Origin of the sequence: Methanoculleus sp. UBA430 (assembly GCF_002506585.1) — an archaeon.
Classification (GTDB): Archaea; Halobacteriota; Methanomicrobia; order Methanomicrobiales; family Methanoculleaceae; genus Methanoculleus.
On the sequence record NZ_DAXW01000001.1, the window covers coordinates 86,874 to 104,712 of the forward strand.

Here is a 17,839-nt window from a genome sequence, read left to right on the forward strand (position 1 = left end):
ACGGTCGGGGCGATGATCTGGACGTCGGGGTTCTGGAAGACGAACCCGACCCGGCGGCGGAGGTCCCGGAGGCTCCGGTTGTCGTAGGCGAGCGGCCGGTCATTGAAGCGGACCTCGCCTGAGGCCGGCCGGAGCATGCCGTTGAGCATCAGGAGGAGGGTCGACTTTCCGGCGCCGTTCGGGCCGACGATGGCGGTCTTTGATCCCGCGGCGATACGGACGCTCACCCCGGTGAGGGCGGCAGGACCGTTCGGGTAGGTGTAGGTGATCGCGTCGGTCTCAAGCAGCGGTATCATACGAGTACCAGACCTCCGGTGAAGAGCGAGACGCCGAAGACGGCCCCGACGTAGAACAGGGCCGTTGCGAGCGCAGAGGATGAGACGGGGCGTGTTTCACCGGGGATGCCGAGTTTGCCGTCGTAGCAACGCGCGTCCATGGCGAGCACCAGGGCTTCGCCGCTCTCCCAGGTCCGGAGGAAGAGCGCGCCGGTGAGCATCCCGAATGACTGCACCGACTCCCGGAACCGGCCATACCCGAGCCGCATCACCTGAGATCGATAGATCTGGCCGGCCTCCTCGATGAAGATGAAGATGAACCGGTAGGTGAGCATGGCGAGGTCGATGAAGACGGCGGGCACCCGGAGCCGCCGGAGGATATCAAGGATCTCGGTCATCGGCGTCGTGAGTGCGATGAAGTAGAGCGAGCACATTCCGCCGAAGACCCGGGCGAGGAGAAGAACGGCAAGGTTCGCGCCGCCGACCGTGACCGCGAGGGGGAGACCGGGGACCTGGATGAGCACCGCCCCGCCGCCGGTGATGAAGAGGACCACGGCGATGCTCGTCGCCGCAAAGAGAACCGGGACCAGGAGGAGTCGGACGTAGAACCGCGCCGGGATGCGCGCGAGGACGAGGAGGGCGGCGCTCATCGAGGCCGCAACCAGCAGAGGGGCGACGGGACCGGGCGACGAGACCGAGATGAGGATGCTTGATAGCCCGATGAAGAGTTTGAGGCCTGAGCTCGTCTCACGCAGACCGTTTGTCTGGGCAACGTCTTCGAGGATATTATGCATTGCAGTCCCGTTCCCTTATCTGGTTAGCCGGATCACCAAAAAAATCAGGCGGTTTTCCTGCTGCCCTGCCAGTAGCCGAAGACGTAACCGATGATCACCGCGCCGATGGCCGCCTGCAGGGCAAAGAAGAGCGACTCGATCTCGCCGCTCGGGGGTGCCCAGAAGGACTCGAACCAGGGTTCGTAGCCGGAGGCTTCGATGAGGTCGGCGGCCTCGCCGTCGGCCCCACCCCAGGCCTCCTCACCGGAAGCCCGGATCGCGGCGTCCTGGACGAGGAAGACGGCGGCAAAGACGATGATGATCACGGCAACCGTGATCTCCAGACCGTGCTTCATGCGGCGGCCTCCCGGAGTTTCGTGATGGTACTCTCGGAGAGGAGGTTTAAGCGGGTGAGGATCTCGGGTTTGATCTGGACGATGTACTTGAAGACCAGCGCGATGACCGCGCCCTCGATGATGGCGAGTGGGATCTGGGTGACGGCGAAGATCGCGGCAAACGCAGAGAAAGCCCCGAGGAACCCGACGCTTCCGGGGAACGCGAGCGCGAGCTGGACCGAGGTGACGACGTAGGTGACGAGGTCGGCGAGGGCCGCGGCAAGAAAGACCGTCGCGTAAGTGTTTGCGCCTGCCCGGGTCCCGGCCTTGTAGATGATGTAGGCGACGACGGGCCCCGCGATCCCCATCGAGAAGACGTTCGCCCCGAGGGTAGTGATCCCGCCGTGTGCGAGGAAGACCGCCTGAAATACAAGGACGATCAGGCCGAGGACGGCGGCGATGCAGGGGCCGAAGAGGACGCCGCCAAGTCCCGTCCCCGTGGGATGGGAACAGCTCCCGTTGAACGAGGGGAGTTTAAGCGAGGAGAGGACGAAGACGAAAGCGCCTGCGACGGCAAGGAGCGGCAGGGCATCCCTTTTTTCCTGTACAAGCCTGTTGAGCTGGTAGATTCCGATAACGATGAAGGGTAGGGAGACAATGAACCAGATCTCCCACCAGGGACTCGGTAAGAATCCTTCCATAATGTGCATGATATCACCTGCAATATGCCTGACGGGGTTAAATCAGATAGACTTGTTTTAATGAAACATTATTTGGTATATGCTGGTTATCCCAGGTCATATTTATCTTCTGCGATATTCAACACTACAGGAACGTTATGCGTCCAATTCCACGGATCGTCGTCGCCGGAACTCATAGCGGCTGCGGCAAGACCACGCTCGCAAGCGGCCTGATGGCGGCGCTCACCGCCCGGGGGCTCGCCGTCCAGCCCTTCAAGGTGGGCCCGGACTTCATCGATCCCACGCACCACACAGCTATCTGCGATCGCGCGTCGCGCAACCTCGACCCGTTCATGATGGGGGAGACCGGGGTGCGGGAGACATTTTTCCGCGCATCCGCCGGGGCCGATATCGCCGTCATCGAGGGCGTGATGGGGCTCTACGACGGGGTTGACGGGACCGATGCCGCGAGCACGGCCCACGTCGCGAAGATCCTCGACGCCCCGGTCCTCCTTGTTGTGGACGCAAAGGGGGCGTCACGAAGCGTTCACGCAACGGTCCGGGGGTATGCGGGGTTCGACCCGGAGGTCCGGGTCGCCGGGGTCGTCTTCAACCGGGTCGGGAGCCCTCGCCACCGGGCACTGATCGAGGCCACGCAGAGCCTCCCGGCCTACGGGTGGGTCCCGCGACAGGACGACCTTGTGGTCACGAGCCGGCACCTCGGGCTCGCGATGGCAGCAGAGACCGGAGCGATGGCAGGATTCGGGCCGGTGGTGGAGGCATCCTGTGATCTCGCCGGGATCCTGGACCTCGCCCGGACAGCCCCACCTCGCCCGGCGCCGGTGAATATCCCCGACCGGCCGGAGGCTGAGGTCCGGGTCGGCGTCGCGAACGATGCGGCGTTCTGTTTCTATTACCAGGACAACCTCGACCGGCTCGCCCGGGCCGGGGCGCACCTGGTCTTCTTCTCACCGATGACGGACCGGCTCCCGGACGTGGACATGCTCTATCTCGGAGGAGGCTATCCTGAACTCCACGCGGCGGCGCTCTCGGCCTCTCGCTGCCGGGAGGACGTGCGACGGGCAGTCGACGACGGCATGCCGGTCTACGCGGAGTGCGGCGGGCTCGTCTACCTCACGGAGCAACTTGTGACCGACGAGGGCGATTGCCCGATGGTGGGCGTCCTCCCGGCGGCGGCCGCGATGACGAACCGCATCCAGGGTCTCGGCTATGTGGAGGCCCGGGTGGTCGGCGGGGCGCCGGTCCTTGCGCCGGGCTCCGCCTTCCGGGGCCATGAATTCCACTATTCGCGCCTTGACTGCGCTCCGGATGCCCGGTTTGCCCTGGAACTCCTCCGGGGACGGGGGATCGACGGCGCGCGGGACGGGCTCACCGTGCAGAACGCGGTCGGGCAGTACACCCACGCCTACTTCACAGAAGGATTGGCCGGCAGCCTGGTCCGGGCCGCCGGGACATACCGGCGGACGTAGGGCAGATTTCTGCCCCCTAAGCCCGTCGATACCGGAAAAAAGGGTTAAGCAGTTGTGTTGGCGGTGACGATCACCACCCCGGTGGCTCCGGACGTCTGTGAGGTGTAGGTGTAGTTCCCCGTGCCTCTGAAGTTGTAGGTGAACGATTCGCCCGGCTGGAGCATCCCGGAGTCAAAGAAACCCAGAGCCCCGGTCCCCGTGACGGTCTGGTTCATCTCGCCGTCGTTGGTCCAGCCCACCGTGGTGCCCGTGGGAACGGTGAGCGTGCTCGGCGAAAATCCGCCATCGGTGATCGAGACGAGCTCGTCGGCGACGGCAGCGGCAGGCGGTCCGGGCGGGGTCTCCGTCGCGTTCGCAGCGGCGGTCGTTGGCGTGGTCCCGGCCATCGTGGTGGTCTCGGTCGTCACCGGCGTTCCGGTCTCACTCGTAGTCTCGGTTCCCATCGGGGTTTCGGTCATCGTCGGGCTCTCGGTTCCCATCGGGGTCCCGGTGGCCCCCGGTGTCCCGGTCTCACTCGTAGTCTCGGTTCCCATCGGGGTTTCAGTCATCGTCGGGCTCTCGGTTCCCATCGGGGTTTCGGTGGCCCCCGGAGTCATACCGGGGGTCGCCGTCTCGTTGCCCGCTGGCTGCACGCACCCTGCGATCATGATGCTCGCGATCACCATGAGCGCAAGGATACCAAACAATCTCTTCATGCGGTGGACGATACCTTTTGGCGTAAATAAACTTTACCCCCTGATGGAAAACTGAAACATAGAGTGGAAATCAGCCATAGCAGCGTGGTACACGGCCATCTTGCAATCAGGTACATCGCGTGGATGTTCCGGGTGAAAAACACCATTACCCGTCAACATCGCCGTAATAACAGGCGGTGTACCCAAATAGCAGAACTCCTGGTGTGTCGCGCACCTCCCCGTAGCAAAGCAGGGGAGGTGAAGAGTGAAGCCGAGATCGCTGTTCTGCTTGCCACAAAGTGTTCTGCAGTGGAGAGCGCCGCACCGGTGGGATGACCGCCAAGGAGCGCTCCCTCGCCTCGCCCGGCACGGTCCCCGTCTGCCGGAGACCGCTCGCATTGTGGTGACAGCACAACATGGTGTGGCTGTATTCATTTCGTCGAACGAACCGGGCGGCAAGATGGGTACGGATGGTCCCTGGAGCCCGCTGTTTGCAGGTTCAAGAAAAAGAGTGGCGGGATTACTTCCTCATCATGAGGAAGTATCCGGCCGCTGCAATGATGACGACGACGGCGAAGATCACGAGGATCATCGTCATGGGCAGGCCTTCAGAGGGCTGGCCCCCGGGGGTCGTCGTGGTCGTGGTCGTGGTCGTTGTCGTGGTTGGGGTCTCGGTCGGGGTGACCGGCGTTGACCCCGGCTCGGTGAAGAGCGCGTAGACGCTGAAGTGCGTCACTGTCGCCGTCACGGTCCGGGCACCGGGGTTGACGGTTACTGCCACGTCTTCCCAGAGGCCGGCCTCCGCGTTGTACCACTTCACCGTGAACTGTTCGCTGGCGGGGTCGAGCGTCTCCCAGACGTCATCGGGGATCGTGAACGTCAGGGTGATCGCCGGGCTGAAGGTGGCGCCCGCGGGGCTGGCCTCATAGGCGTAGCCGGCGAACTGGAAGACTGCTCCGGTCGGAGCCGCCGGGACATCGCTGCCCGTGAGGGGTTTGAGGCTGATGCTGGAGAGCGGGTTGCCGTCTGCGTCGAGTGCCTTCGTGCCGATCGGGATGAGCAGGCTCCCGACGTTGTCCTCGGCGTTAACCCTGATGGATTTGAGGACGGTTCCTGCGCTGTTGGTCAGCAAGGTGCCTGTCGTGGTGTAAGAGACAGGGGCTTTGCTGCTGCCGCCGCCACCGCCGCCACCGTGGTGGGGAGGAGCGGTGGGCGTGGGCGTCACGTGCGGAGTGATGGTGAGCGTATGCTGCCCGTAGGCCTGCATCGTGCCGTTGGCGCTCTGCCCTACCATGTAGACCTGGTAGGTGTCGGGTTCAAGGCCTGTCGTCGAGATCGTGGCCTGGTTGGTGTTCGCCACTACATACTTCCCGCTGCTCGGGCTGACGTAGACATTACCAGCGAGCTTCTGGGTTGCGGCGATACCGTTGTAGGTGAGGTTCAGGCGGAGCGTATCCCTACCGAGCGTCAACGCGTCGATGAGTGCGTTGCCATCATAGGCGACGTTGCGGAGAACAACCACGCCGAGACGCTCACAGGGTGTATCATACCTGAACTGCGCGGTAAAGGTCGCGTTCTGCTGCACACTCGTGGGGGTGATCGCGCCCTGGTCAGGGCTCTCCATTACCATAATCGGCATCGCGCCGAGGAGACCGATCCGGTCGCCGTCCATGGCGATTGCAGCAAGGGCGTAGTCGCCGGGAGCGGGCGTAATTGCCGTCAGGCCCTGCGTGCTCAGCCGGTAGCCGGTGTGCAGGTCCACCTGGTTATCGGGGTGGCGCAGCGTTGCCGAGATGTTGCCCGCGTTAGTGATGTTGTTTCCTGAGTGTTCGGGTATGGAGATTGTGCCGTCGTCATCCACCGTGACCTTCGCCCAGCCGCCATCGATGAAGATGTAGGCAGCCTTCTTGATAAGTTCGGTGTAGTTGACCGAGTGCATGCCGCCTCTTCCGCCGCGGATCAGCTCATCAATGTACGACTCGTTTGCCTCACCGAGGACGAGGGTGGCATTGTGGACGTGCGGCACCTTCACCAGGAAGTCGAGGTCCGTGTTCGGATCGAGAACCCAGGCATTCTGGTAGGTCTCGCTTCCGGAAATGGTTTTGTTAGCGTTCTTGTCCACGACCACATAGGTGTCGGGGGTGACCCAGCCGACGTTTGTAACATTCTTTTGCAACTGGTTCAGGGTAGGGAGGGTTACAGTGCACCCGTAGAGGGTGATGGAACTTACCGCGGTCCTGCTGACATCCTTCACCGCAGTGTAGGTCGTGTCGAGGCCGGAGACCTCGCCCACCTTCGTCGAGTTCACCCAGATCATGTAGTCGTAGTAGAGGTGGAATGCGCGGCTGTCGTAGTTGCCCGCACGGTCGTAGGCGCGGAACGCAAGGTCGCGGTTTCCGTCATCTATCTGGATGGTATCTGACCCGGAGGCGTCGTCGCTGGACCAGAGAACCTCGCGCGAGTTAACGTCCATGAGGGTGACATTCTTGAAATACCGATCGGTGGCAACCCATGTCAGGGTAAGATCCTCCTCGGCCTCGATGTAGCCGTCACCGTCACTGTCAGTGATCGTGAAGGAGTTGATCACCGGCGCGGTGGCGTCGAGCGTGAATGTCCAGTTGAGGCACCGCTCATCGCCGAAGTTGTCGGTTCCGCTGACGTTCACCCAGTACTCGCCGTCAACGAGATCGTTGGGCAGGTCGCCCTTCGCGTAGTCGGTGGTGGTATCGAGGGTCAGCCGCGTCGGCCCGTAGGTCGCAGAGCCGAGGTACATCGTGATGGGCTCGGTCTTGTCTATCTGGGACATGAACGCCTGAGCCTGGGCCGGGGTGGCATTGATGTAACCGGTCGGCTCGGGATTCGAGAAACCGACGTCCACGACGTTGATGACCTGTGACGAGGTGTTGGTGTTCCCTGCGTCATCGGTCGCGGTGACCGTCAGGGTGACGCCGTCCTCAATCGGCCAGGTGACCTGTTCGCTGAAGGTACAGGTCGGGGCCAATCCGTTGAGCGTGAGATCGTACGTGACCGCTGCATGGGTCGTGTTCTTCAGGGTTGCCTGCGCGGTGCCCATCCCACCGACATCGTAGATCGTCCCGGCGATGTTGAACGTGGGCGAGACAGTCACCGGCGTGGTGATATTGATCACCGGGAGCACTTCATCCTTGGTGGAGAAGGTGGCGTTGTGGACAGCCGTAACACTCAGATAGTCATCAGGCGGGAGGTTTACACTACTAACGACAGAGGGAACAAGTCCAACTGTCATTACGCTTCCATCGTTCACCCTTGCCCTAAAGGTGATGTCCCATAGCCAGGTCTCAGTAGGAATTCCCACATCATTCGCAAGCTGAGGAGAGAACCCACTTGAGAGATCTCTTGGTGTTACTCCAGAGCCTGCCTCAGGATTCCTGACAAACGTTGTAGCTTCGGCAATGGACTCATTATAGAATACAGATAACTCCAAGCCTCCTACAGCGGGATCGTACGAGCCATTGAGGAAGATGAACACGTGACCATCTTCCCCTCCTCTGATCTGTAAAGCGTCAGTTGCAGCAAGTGTCCCGCTACCGGCAGCACTCGCTGTACCGACACAGAGAGCAATGAATAACGGCAGAATTATGCACGCTATCCTGAACTTCGTCGGTTTCATGAATTCTCCTCTCTTTTTAGCTATTATTATTCCTTTCCATTTAATATGACTACAGCAAGGACCGCAAAGAGTGTAATTAAGACGGGTAATGCCGCCTTTGGTGTACTCTCTGGCAGATCCTGCGATTCAGGGGTTTCCCCGAACTGTGTCGGTGATTCCTCTTGCAACGCAGTCGATGTTGTGACTGTCACGGTCATTGTCGGCTCATTCTCTGCTGTCTGCCCCGTTTCTCCCAGCGCGGGGGTCACCGTCGTCTGGGGCGTTCCGGCCGGTGTGGAGACAGGAGTCACGCTCCCGGGCGTAGGCGTGCCAGGGGTTCCCGGAGCAGGAGTCCCGGGAGTAGGGATTGTCCCACCAAATGTCGGGTTGGTGAAGGCAATGGGGTCCCCACGTGCATTCCCGAGTTCCCTGACGGCGATCGCGATGGGACCCGTCCCTTCAACCTGTACGGATGCAACAGGAACATCTCCCGTCAGCCCATCAGCCGATATCCCTGCAATGACAGTCATCCCTGCGTCGTTCTGGATGTTACTCGCCACCAGAAAGCCTGAAAGACCTTCGACCGAGGTGACCGAGACGTCGGGACCGTACGAGAGAACAACGTCAAAGCCTCCAAGGCCGATGCTGTCGTCTACGCCCGCGACGATGAGCTGCCCGTCGGCGAGGCGCACTTCCGCTGCCTGTACCGCTGTGAACAATACGCACAGAACCGCTACAAGAATGAGTGTGCGTGAAAAAATGGGTTTCATAAGTTGCCCCTCTCTTATAGGACAGGGTCGTAGTATTCGTCTACGTTGCCCGCAATCTGATGGAGGATATATAATGCGTCATTTACGTTGATTACGTGATCATCGCGATCATAGACGTTAGGATAATCGTAGGTTTCAAATCCTTCGATGTTCCCTGCAACAAAGTGCAAAACGTAAAGAGCGTCATTTACGTTGATTTTACCATCTTTGTAAGCATCACCCAACAATCCACCTTCAAACTCGATCTCAACCGTGTTGCTGCCGACCGGCGCGTTATAGATGACCAGGGTGGCATTCGTGGTAGAGTAGGTCCTCATGGTGGGATCGTACTCGAACGTACCGTTGATCAACTCATACGCCGTCTCCACACCGTTCACCTTCACTACCGGTTCGCTCATCAGGTACCTCATCGGGAACTCAAGCGCAATGCCGAGTTCGCCGCCGTTCCCAAGAACCGTCACGTTGTAGGTGGTGTTCTCGCTCCGGGCCGCGTTGAGCGGCTCGGGCTCCACCCATGCCACGCCGGCGATGCTCCCTGCGCCTCCCTCAGAGAAGACCAGGGTCGGGTCAATGAGGGACGACGGGAGCGTTATGTTGTAGAGCGCCGTCGCATCCGGCGTGACCCGGGCCGTGGTGTGGATCGAGGGGTAGTCGGTCTCGTTCACGACAAGCGGGTAGGTCCCTTCGAGAATGCCGGTGAAGGTGTGGCTCGCACTGTTGGTAACCCTGTCCGCGCCGAGAGCGATGCTGTCGGCGGTGACCGGTGCACCATCCTCACCGACGACGTTGACGGTAACATTCCCTCTGCCCAAAACCTGGAAGGTCTCGTTGACCAGGTAGACATCGGTGTCATCATAGAGCGGCCGGATACGGAGGTCGAGATCCAGCGCCCCATGATCCTCGGGCGTTATCGTGAACTCGTAGGTCATCTCCATGCCCTGCTCCCAGCCGACCGACTCGATGAAGAGCGCGAGCCGGTCGCTGTCCGTCGAGCTGTTCAGAACCTCAAACGCGCCTGTGGTGCCGTTTTCTCGGATGACCGAGTTGTTATCGAAACTGAACCCGGCTATCGGGATCTCGATCATCGGGGAGTACACGTTCTCGCTCGACGTGACCGTGATCGTCAGATCTGCCTCCCCGCCGGCAACCATCGGTGTCGAGGTGATGTCAACCGTGTAGGGATTCTCCTCCTCGATATCAGTGAGCATACCGATATCGGTCGAGACCTGCAGGAGCCCGGCCTCTTCTTCGTAGCCGAAGGACTGGATCACCGGGTTTGACCGGATCGTGTTGTCGATCTCGTTGATCGGGGCGGACTGCGAGTGGTCGATGCTGACCAGGATCGGTCCGCTGGCGTCGCTGGTCGTGGCGGTGAGCGTATGGGACTTCACCGTGGAGTAGCCGTTCTTGAAGATGTCACGCTTCAGGGTTCCGCCCTCCATAAGGTCGTCCATCTGAGCGGATGTGAGCGGGTAGGTTCTCCGGGGGTTCGCCGCATCCACACTGAAGGTGCCGATAGACGTCCCGTCGATGGCGATATCAACCGTGCCGGTGGTGACGGTGTTGGGCTGGCACTGGACCAGCGCATCAACGGCTACCTGAGTGGCCCAGGTGTAACCCCAGCCTCCGCCGTTCTCGTACTGCTCGATGAGCCAGTTGACCCCTTTCTGAATTGTCTCATTTTCGGCAGGGACCCCGGTCGCGTTCAGCGCAAGGATAGCATACGCAGTCGCTTCTGTCTTTCTTCCATTATCATACCAGCCGTACGAATAGCCAACAGGCCAGGAGCCGTCGTTACGGTCCTGCTCCCCGATCAACCAATCCGTCAAAGCCGCCTTGGTATCGTTAATATCGTCGCTGCTGACATCATCAGACGGCAGCGCGAAGACCTCAAGCCCCCAGAGGGCGAGCGCCCTCGCCATTGCCTGATCATCGCCTGCCGGCCAGGATCCTTCCCTCTCTTTCTCGACGAAGTACCGCGTGGCATTCCTCATGTTGTCTTCCATGTAGCCGCGGTGCTCGGCGTCCAGCTCAACCGTCTGGTTGATCATGTCATGGATGAGCATGATGAACGCGGTGTTCGACTCGGGCGTCCACGAGTGGCAGACGTGAGCGCTCCACGTCCAGGTGCCGCTGCTCGGGTCGTCCGGGTTGTCGTGGAACCACTTGATCAGGCTCTCGAAGTTCACCTTGTCGCGTTCAAATGTGCTGCCGTTTGTGATATTTCCTTCAAGGAACCGGTTTAAGTCCTCACCAGGCATATTGATCCGGGCGAGGGTGTAGCCCGCGTAGGAGCTCGATGACGACTCCGAGGGCTCGCCGCCCCAGAGGCTCCAGCCGCCGGCACTGCTTTCATAATACTCTCCGGTGTTCTGGCCTACCTCGCCGCCCACAACGAGTTTCTTAACACCGTTATAGACCGAGGAGTTTGCATTCTCCCGGATGTCATCCCAGTCCGCGGGCTTGTCCGCGCGGTCGAGGTAGTAGTTCTTGACATTCAGCGACGCCAGCATCCGGCTCGTCGTCTGCTCGACGCATCCGTATGGATAGCCGATGAGGTAATCGAGACCGGAAAGGGTGCGCCCGCGGGCGCCGGACTGGACAATGATCTTTGTTGCGTTGTCGTAGGTGTTGTTGGTCTGGAGGGTGTTGAAGGTCAGTTCGCCGGGCTGGCCGCTGTTTACAGACGTGGCGTTGACGGACGAGACCTTTATCGAGGGGATCCAGATAAGGATCGCCGTTCCGTCCAGGGAGTCGGACTCCCCGTTCGCGGCGATATCGAACTTGATGTCACCTGCAGCGATCTGGCCGGGCGTGTTCGACTGTATCCGGACGCTCATGTAGTTCCATTCAGAGGCATACGCGTACCGGGTCTGATTTCTGCCGCCCTCGACCGTGACATGGTCCGGGGCGGTGACGTTGAACCAGATGGTGCCCGTATGGCTTGCATTCACGTAGGTACCCATGGAGAACGATGAACCGGCGGCTGCCCTGCCGTCCCAGGGACCGTAGACATAGCCGTCGGTGAACTCGAGGGTATACTCCTGTGCAGTAACGGTCGTTGTATAATCGGCCGTCCCGGAGACGGGCTTATCGCTTGTTACGTTGACCCGCACGGTGTAGGGCCCGGCCATTTCCGGGGTCCATACAAGTCCCTGCTGGAACCTGCCCCAGGCAGGGATGATCTCGCCAGGGTAACTCCAGGATTCAGCCGTAATGCCGTCCCCATCGACAATGCTGACATTGATATCAAGCGGGGACGTCGTGAAACCCCGGCGGTTCACGACAGATGCGGTGATGTGACTCTCCTGGCCGGTGATCACCTGGTTCGATGGCACGGCAACCCGGGCATCGATGACGTTGCTCTTCTCGGTCGTGACGACGGCGTTCATGATTCCCGATACCGTGATGTTTTCACCAGACGTGGAATTCAGGAATCCGTAGTTGTTGACGTTGAGGGTAACCGGCGTCGAAGCGCCCGTGTTGTCAACCGCCTCCAGGCGCACCGTGAAGAGGGGGGCGCTGCCCGATACGCCATCGAGAGTGGCGTTCACCGCTGCAACGCGGATGCGTCCGCTCTGGGAGTAGACGGAGCTGTTATGCAGGCCCGAGAAGAATGGGCCAAGAGTGACGTTTCCTGCCTCAGTGTCAAGGGTGACCACCGAGGGGTTCCAGCGCAGGTCGATATCGAACCCGCCCAGGTTGCTAACATCCTGCACCCAGACGGTCAGTTCTACGGTCTCCCCACTGGCGCAGGTGCTTTCCGCCGGGTCCACAGAGAGCGTGGCAGCAGAGCAGACGCCGCAGAGGAGGGTGAGGAGCAGGATGCTCCATACCATATGTCTCATTTCTTTTTCCTCCTTTATTCCTCACACGATCCTGAAGTACTCGTCCCTCAGATCGGCGCAATACTGGGCGATGAACATCGCATCGCCGACCTCTACGGCGTTGTTCCTGGTGACGTCGGTCACGAGGAACTTCGTCCGCTCATCGGGCTTCGACTTATCGGGCTTCGACTTAAGGCCGACGACTTCCTGGAGAACCGTCAGGGTATCGGCCTGGTTGACCTCACCGTCAGAGTTCGCGTCACCGTAGAGCAGAAGATATGCGTCGCCGTTCACGACATCGGCCGGGATCACGAGGGGGTTCTCGTCCCAGAGCTGTGCATCCAGGTTCAGGGCTGTCTCGTCGTCGGTAACGCCGACGACATTGAACCGGACGGTCGCGACGGTGACGTTCCCGTCAACACCGGATACGGTTGCGCCGTTGAACTGGACGCTTCCGCTCGCGATGTTCTTCGCCGTCAGGGGCAGGGCTCCGGGGATGACGTCCTGCGCCTCAAGGACAGAGCCGTTGAAAGTGAGCTCCATCTGGTAGGCCGCAAGGCCGGAGACCTGATTGACAGTTATCGGGAGGTCGTAGGTCGTGCCGGGCACGAGCACAAGGTCTCTGGGCAGCTCGATCTTGGTCGCCGGGTTGGCATACGAACCGACCGTGGCGTTTGCGCGGTTGTTTGCAAACGTCGTCTCGTAGTCGGTCGCACCCGCCCGGTTGACCTCGGTATCGATCGTGTACTCGCCGGCGACAAGTGTCTGGTTCTGCCAGATCATCGTCGACGCACCGGGCTCGAGCGCCGGAACCGCGATCGTCGCTTCCGGCTTGCCGGTGATGCTGTAGTAGAGGTTCGCCGCGTTGCTCCCGACCTCACCAAGGTTGGTCACCCGGACGCCGATCGTAGTGGTGCTCGCCGGCGTGGTATACCTCGGCGCGAGAACCTCCACGGCCAGGTCCGGTGCGGTGATCCGGACTGGATGCACGAGCCGGTTGTTCTGGTAGTTCAGTTCCTCGACCACCCGGTTCGAGTTGACCTCGATCCCGACGTTGACGTCGAGGGGCAGCCGGTAGTCGCTCGTGTTGATCCCGAAATCGCGTGCGTTGAGCGGGACCGTCGTGGTGAGGACATCCGTCTTCTCACCCTGAGCGAGACTCTTCATGAAGTAGGTGCTCTCGTTGTAGGGCCCGACCTCAGCCGTGCAGGCCATCTTGTTGGTTGGGTCATAGACGTAGTCCGCCGTCCCGATGTTACTGATGAGGAGGGCGAAGTTGGAGATCGTGATGGTGTCGTCCCGCTCGAGTTTCACGATCTGCGGCGCGGAGATGTCCGGCACGAAGTCGGGGAGGAGCGCGGTTGTCACGCCCATATAGCCGTAGTCTTCCTGCACCTGCTCGCCGTCGTGGTAGCAGAGCACCATGTAGGGGAGATCCGACTCGTGAACGAGGGCCTCCCGCAGTGCCTGCTGGCCGGCGGTCGGTGCGGTGAACGTCAGGGTTGCCTTACCGGAGTTGTCGGTGTAGCCGGTCGCGATCACCGTGTAGGGGTCAGGGTAGTAGTCGGCCGCGAGGAGGATGTTGGCATCCCTCGGATCGTCGTAGTATGAAGACCATTCCCAGTCCCCTGCCGCTCCCAGTGCAAGCACGACGCGTGCATTGGAGATCGGGGTTCCGTCATCGGCCGATGCGTTGAAGACGACCGGAACCGACGCCCCGGCAAGGACTGAGTCCGGCATCTCGTAGGAAACCGACCTCTCCGGGTTGCGGAACGTGGTGTAGATGTACTTGTCAATGCTCTGGGTATTCGGGTTCAGGAGACCATAGTAAGCCTCGTAGTTCCCGTCCGTTGCAGGGGTTACCCGCTGGGTTCCCGTGCCGGTGAACTCCACAACGGCAGCCGCTTCGGTCCCGGCATATTCCCAGATCGACGTTTCGGAGAATTTGTTGACGGTGAAGGCGCCCACCTCATGGATGGATTCGTCGGCAGGGCCGTAGCTCCTGGCGATAACGTCGTAGGCATCGCCGTCCCGGGTAACACTGGCACTGCGCGTCTCAGTATCAGGGTAAAGCGTCCCGATATACGCCGGTGCAGAGAGAGTGTTTCCTATCATACCGGGGTTGACGGGGCCATCTGTGTACATGTCAAGCGGGTTGTACCCCTCCCACACATCCATGTAACCGGAGACTCCGGCGGTGAGAACGAGGTAGTCCAGCCGCGTTTTTCCGGCCGTCTCGACAGTGAAAGTGTAGATCCCGGCCGCATCGGTCACGCCGCTCTGAACGCCGTTTTCCGTGTAGAGGTAGACGGTCTGTCCGGGCGTCAAAACGGATACTCCCATGATGGGGTCATAGGTGTAGACGTATGCGGTGATGGTCGCCTCATCGCCGGGGACCGACGCGTAGGCGTCCGAGTCCCAGGTCGCCGGCCAGTCATAGAAGCCATAGATGGAGGTCAGGTTCCCGTCGTAGACGTCCTCGTATACCGGGGGAGTGCTCCGGTGCATGAACCAGGGCTCAAGCGTCCCGTAGACGAAAACCGGGGTCTCCTGCATGTATTCGCGATAGTCGGTAGCGAACCGGACGACTGCAATGTAGCCCTCCTCCGGCATCGTGAAGTTGTAGGTCGCGAGGCCGTTCGTGAGACTGGCGGTACCTGAGTAGGTCCCCGGCTTCATCCCGTCGATCTCGGCGAGGAACGCCTGCATGTCGCCCTGTTCCGGGGCAGAGAGCGCCCGGGCGCCTGCCGACGAGAGCGAGAGGATCTCGGTCTCGGTCAGCGTGGTGACATAGACGTCAAACTCCTGACTTATGGTCTTCGCTCCATGGTGCGGGAAGGCCATGATACCGAGGTTGACATTCTCTCCCGGCGGGCAGATGGCGCGCTCCGGGAGCGGGATGACCTCCTGGTACATATACCCCTCTTCGCCAACGTAGATGCTTCCCGCGTCCCTGTCGTTGATCTTCATGTAGTAGTAAGTCTCATCGGCAGGTTGAGTGGCAAGGTCAAGCGAGTAAGATATGACACCGCCCACCGGGACAAGCACCGTGTCGACGACACGAATTCCACTGGAATTCCTGACCACGAAGGTGACGCTCTCGTCATAGGCCGAACCGTCGGCGGTGAGAAGCGGATACTTGATCTCGACGGTCGCGTTGTAACCCACCGAGTAGTATGCCGACTCAAAGATGGGGACGGTCGGATCTGGGGTCGGGGTCGGTGAGACTGGATTCTTGTATACATCGTCCTGTAACTCGAGCGTGCCGTGGGTTATCCCGACATACACCCGCATGTTGTTAGGGACATCGGATATGTCTGCTTCATAGTAGACATGCCCGTGTGCATCGGTCGTGCGTGTCAGGTTCTCAATGTAAACACGGGAATCGTTAGCGGTATACCATATGCTGATCCCGATATCCTCTCTCGCAAGGGGCTCTCCCGCGGTGGTGTTCCAGAGGACCGCCATGACCGGGAGCGTATCACCCGTTATGTAGTCCGAGGTGAGTGTTCCGCCGATGAGCTCGTGCTGGATCCCGTCCCACGGCTCGGCCCCGTTAAGGCCGCCGGTGGTGTTCACCGCTTCGTAGGCGTTGATCCTGCCTGCACCGTAGGCGTTGTTCGGCTGCATCACCGGCAGGATGGCCCCGTCTTCACCGATGTGGACCGCGGTCTCCATCAGGGTGGCCTTGACGTCGGCAGGCGTAAGCGAGCTGTTGCCCGAGAGCATCAGCGCCGCCGCCCCGGCTACGGCCGGGCAGGCCATCGATGTGCCCTGCATGGAGGCGTACTGGTTGCCGGGGTATGCCGAGATGACCCCGACACCGGGCGCCATGACATCGGGCTTGATGTACGGCGCTGCCCGGTTGACCGGCCCCATGCTGCTGAAGGAGGCGCGGTAGTCCATCAGGTAGTCGGTGGCACCGACGGTGATGGCGTCTTCTGCGGTTCCCGGGGTGCCGATGGTGGCGGTGCCGAAGCCGCCGTTGTTCCCGGCGGAGATTACGACGACGGTGCCTCCGGCGACCATGGTGTTGACGGTGGTATCAAGGATGGTCTCACCGTTGGACTGATAGTACTCAGCGAGCCCGGCCTCCTGGATCTCGACCTCGGTCTCGCCCGTGTTGGTCACGTTGAGTACCCAGTCGCCGTCCCAGTTATCGGCGTTCGAGGCATGAGGTGCCTTGAAGTAGTAGCAGTTCGTCTCCTGGTCGAAACCGAGCCAGTCGATCTCGGCGCCGGTCGCGACGTTGCCGTTAGCATCCGTGATGGCGATGGTGAGGTTCTCCAGGGGGTCAGCGAAGTATGAGCTGGCCGCAGTGGCGTAGTAATACGGCTCCTCGACCCTGACCGATCCGATCACGAACTGGGGCTCATAGAGGACATCGGAACTCCCGTACATCTCCGACGAGACACCGAGCCAGACATTCCAGCTCTCGCCCGGCATGAGGTAGAAGTCGGTATCAGCCACGCCGCGGGAGGGATAGGCCCCAAGGCTCATCGAGACGACATCGGCGTCGTTATCGATCGCCCACTGGACACCGTCGAAGATGGTGCTGAACGAACCGGAACCTGCTTCGTTGAGGACTTTCGCCCCGATCAGGTTCGCCCCGGGCGCGACACCCAGGGCCACTTCGTATTCATCGCCGCTGTAGTAGCCGTCGACCGTGACCGTGCCGCCTGCTGCCGTACCGGCGCAGTGGGTGCCGTGGCCGTAGTCGTCGTAGGGAGTCTCATTGTGCCATTCAACGAAGTCGGCAAATGCGACGACGCGGTCGCCGAACGCGGGGTGGTCGCCGTCGATACCGGTGTCGACAATGGCGACCGTCACGCCTTCACCGGTATTTCCATGCTTCCAGACGGACGGGGCCTCGATGTAGTCCACGCTCCAGACGGTGGCGTATCCGCTCTCCGGCTGCGATATGTAGTCGGGGTTGATCGTCGATGCGACCTCCACGACCGGGTCGTTGAGCGTGACGGTCAGGTCCGGCTCAATGTGGTCGACCCCCGGAATCGCAGCAAGTTTATCGAGCGTTGCCGGATCGGCCTCAATCCAGACAGCGTTTGCTATCCAGTAAGACCGGGCGGTCTTCGCGGCCGCAGAGTCGACCGACCTGACTGTTTGCAGCACCTGCGCCTGGCGGCTCAAAGCATTGGCCTTGAGCTCTCCAAACGATGTGAGATGCTTTGGCTGTTCATCCATGACCAGGAACACCGGAACCCGTTCCCCCGCCTGGACGGAGGGGGGGTCCCGCACGATCTGGTCGTCACCCGGCAGGGCACTTACCGTGCCCGCCAGGAAGAATACAAGGAGCAGAACGATTAATCCTGCTTCTGACTTCGACAGTTTCATCTTGATCACCCGAAAACGATCAATGGGAGATAAAG

10 protein-coding genes are annotated in these 17,839 nt (G+C 60.9%); 1 reads left to right on the plus strand and 9 read right to left on the minus strand.

The window, feature by feature from the left end:
- The 4 genes from BRA49_RS00480 to BRA49_RS00495 all read right to left on the minus strand — a co-directional run.
- Positions 1-296 (minus strand): ATP-binding cassette domain-containing protein (locus BRA49_RS00480; RefSeq protein ID WP_292382499.1); only part of this gene is annotated, 296 nt, incomplete at its 3' end.
- Complete coding sequence (gene cbiQ, locus BRA49_RS00485) at positions 293-1,069, minus strand: cobalt ECF transporter T component CbiQ (protein WP_292382501.1); 777 nt, start codon at positions 1,067-1,069, stop codon at positions 293-295. The genes BRA49_RS00480 and cbiQ, both read right to left, overlap by 4 nt.
- Positions 1,070-1,113: 44 nt before the next feature.
- Entirely contained in the window at positions 1,114-1,404 is a 291-nt protein-coding gene (locus BRA49_RS00490; protein WP_292382503.1) for an energy-coupling factor ABC transporter substrate-binding protein, read from the minus strand.
- Positions 1,401-2,093 (minus strand): energy-coupling factor ABC transporter permease, encoded by a 693-nt coding sequence (locus tag BRA49_RS00495; protein ID WP_292382505.1) that lies wholly within the window; start codon positions 2,091-2,093, stop codon positions 1,401-1,403. Before BRA49_RS00495 ends, BRA49_RS00490 begins: the two co-directional genes overlap by 4 nt.
- A gap of 128 nt (positions 2,094-2,221) precedes the next feature.
- Here BRA49_RS00495 and BRA49_RS00500 point away from each other — a divergent pair, with 128 nt between their 5' ends.
- Positions 2,222-3,553, plus strand: coding sequence for a cobyrinate a,c-diamide synthase (locus BRA49_RS00500; RefSeq protein WP_292382507.1), 1,332 nt, complete (start codon positions 2,222-2,224; stop codon positions 3,551-3,553).
- A gap of 44 nt (positions 3,554-3,597) precedes the next feature.
- Here the strand turns inward: BRA49_RS00500 and BRA49_RS00505 are convergent, their stop codons facing one another.
- The 5 genes from BRA49_RS00505 to BRA49_RS00525 form a co-directional block, all read right to left on the minus strand.
- Complete coding sequence (locus BRA49_RS00505) at positions 3,598-4,248, minus strand: cupredoxin domain-containing protein (RefSeq protein WP_292382509.1); 651 nt, start codon at positions 4,246-4,248, stop codon at positions 3,598-3,600.
- Positions 4,249-4,747: 499 nt separating this feature from the next.
- Positions 4,748-7,492: a hypothetical protein gene (locus BRA49_RS00510; protein ID WP_292382510.1), complete on the minus strand. Its 2,745-nt coding sequence runs from the start codon at positions 7,490-7,492 to the stop codon at positions 4,748-4,750.
- Positions 7,493-7,902: 410 nt separating this feature from the next.
- A complete protein-coding gene (locus tag BRA49_RS00515; RefSeq protein ID WP_292382512.1) occupies positions 7,903-8,625 on the minus strand; it encodes a hypothetical protein in 723 nt (240 codons plus the stop codon).
- 14 nt (positions 8,626-8,639) lie between these two features.
- Positions 8,640-12,473: a hypothetical protein gene (locus BRA49_RS00520; RefSeq protein WP_292382514.1), complete on the minus strand. Its 3,834-nt coding sequence runs from the start codon at positions 12,471-12,473 to the stop codon at positions 8,640-8,642.
- A 21-nt stretch (positions 12,474-12,494) separates the two neighbouring features.
- Positions 12,495-17,804 (minus strand): S8 family serine peptidase, encoded by a 5,310-nt coding sequence (locus BRA49_RS00525; RefSeq protein WP_292382516.1) that lies wholly within the window; start codon positions 17,802-17,804, stop codon positions 12,495-12,497.
- Positions 17,805-17,839: the final 35 nt, after the last annotated feature.

Excerpts from the sequence above, each read along its gene's own strand:
- cbiQ (WP_292382501.1), bottom strand. The coding sequence starts at position 1,069 with ATGCATAATATCCTCGAAGACGTTGCCCAGACAAACGGTCTGCGTGAG.
- BRA49_RS00490 (WP_292382503.1), bottom strand. The coding sequence starts at position 1,404 with ATGAAGCACGGTCTGGAGATCACGGTTGCCGTGATCATCATCGTCTTT.
- BRA49_RS00495 (WP_292382505.1), bottom strand. The coding sequence starts at position 2,093 with ATGCACATTATGGAAGGATTCTTACCGAGTCCCTGGTGGGAGATCTGG.
- BRA49_RS00500 (WP_292382507.1), top strand. The coding sequence starts at position 2,222 with ATGCGTCCAATTCCACGGATCGTCGTCGCCGGAACTCATAGCGGCTGC.
- BRA49_RS00505 (WP_292382509.1), bottom strand. The coding sequence starts at position 4,248 with ATGAAGAGATTGTTTGGTATCCTTGCGCTCATGGTGATCGCGAGCATC.
- BRA49_RS00510 (WP_292382510.1), bottom strand. The coding sequence starts at position 7,492 with ATGACAGTTGGACTTGTTCCCTCTGTCGTTAGTAGTGTAAACCTCCCG.
- BRA49_RS00515 (WP_292382512.1), bottom strand. The coding sequence starts at position 8,625 with ATGAAACCCATTTTTTCACGCACACTCATTCTTGTAGCGGTTCTGTGC.
- BRA49_RS00520 (WP_292382514.1), bottom strand. The coding sequence starts at position 12,473 with ATGAGACATATGGTATGGAGCATCCTGCTCCTCACCCTCCTCTGCGGC.
- BRA49_RS00525 (WP_292382516.1), bottom strand. The coding sequence starts at position 17,804 with ATGAAACTGTCGAAGTCAGAAGCAGGATTAATCGTTCTGCTCCTTGTA.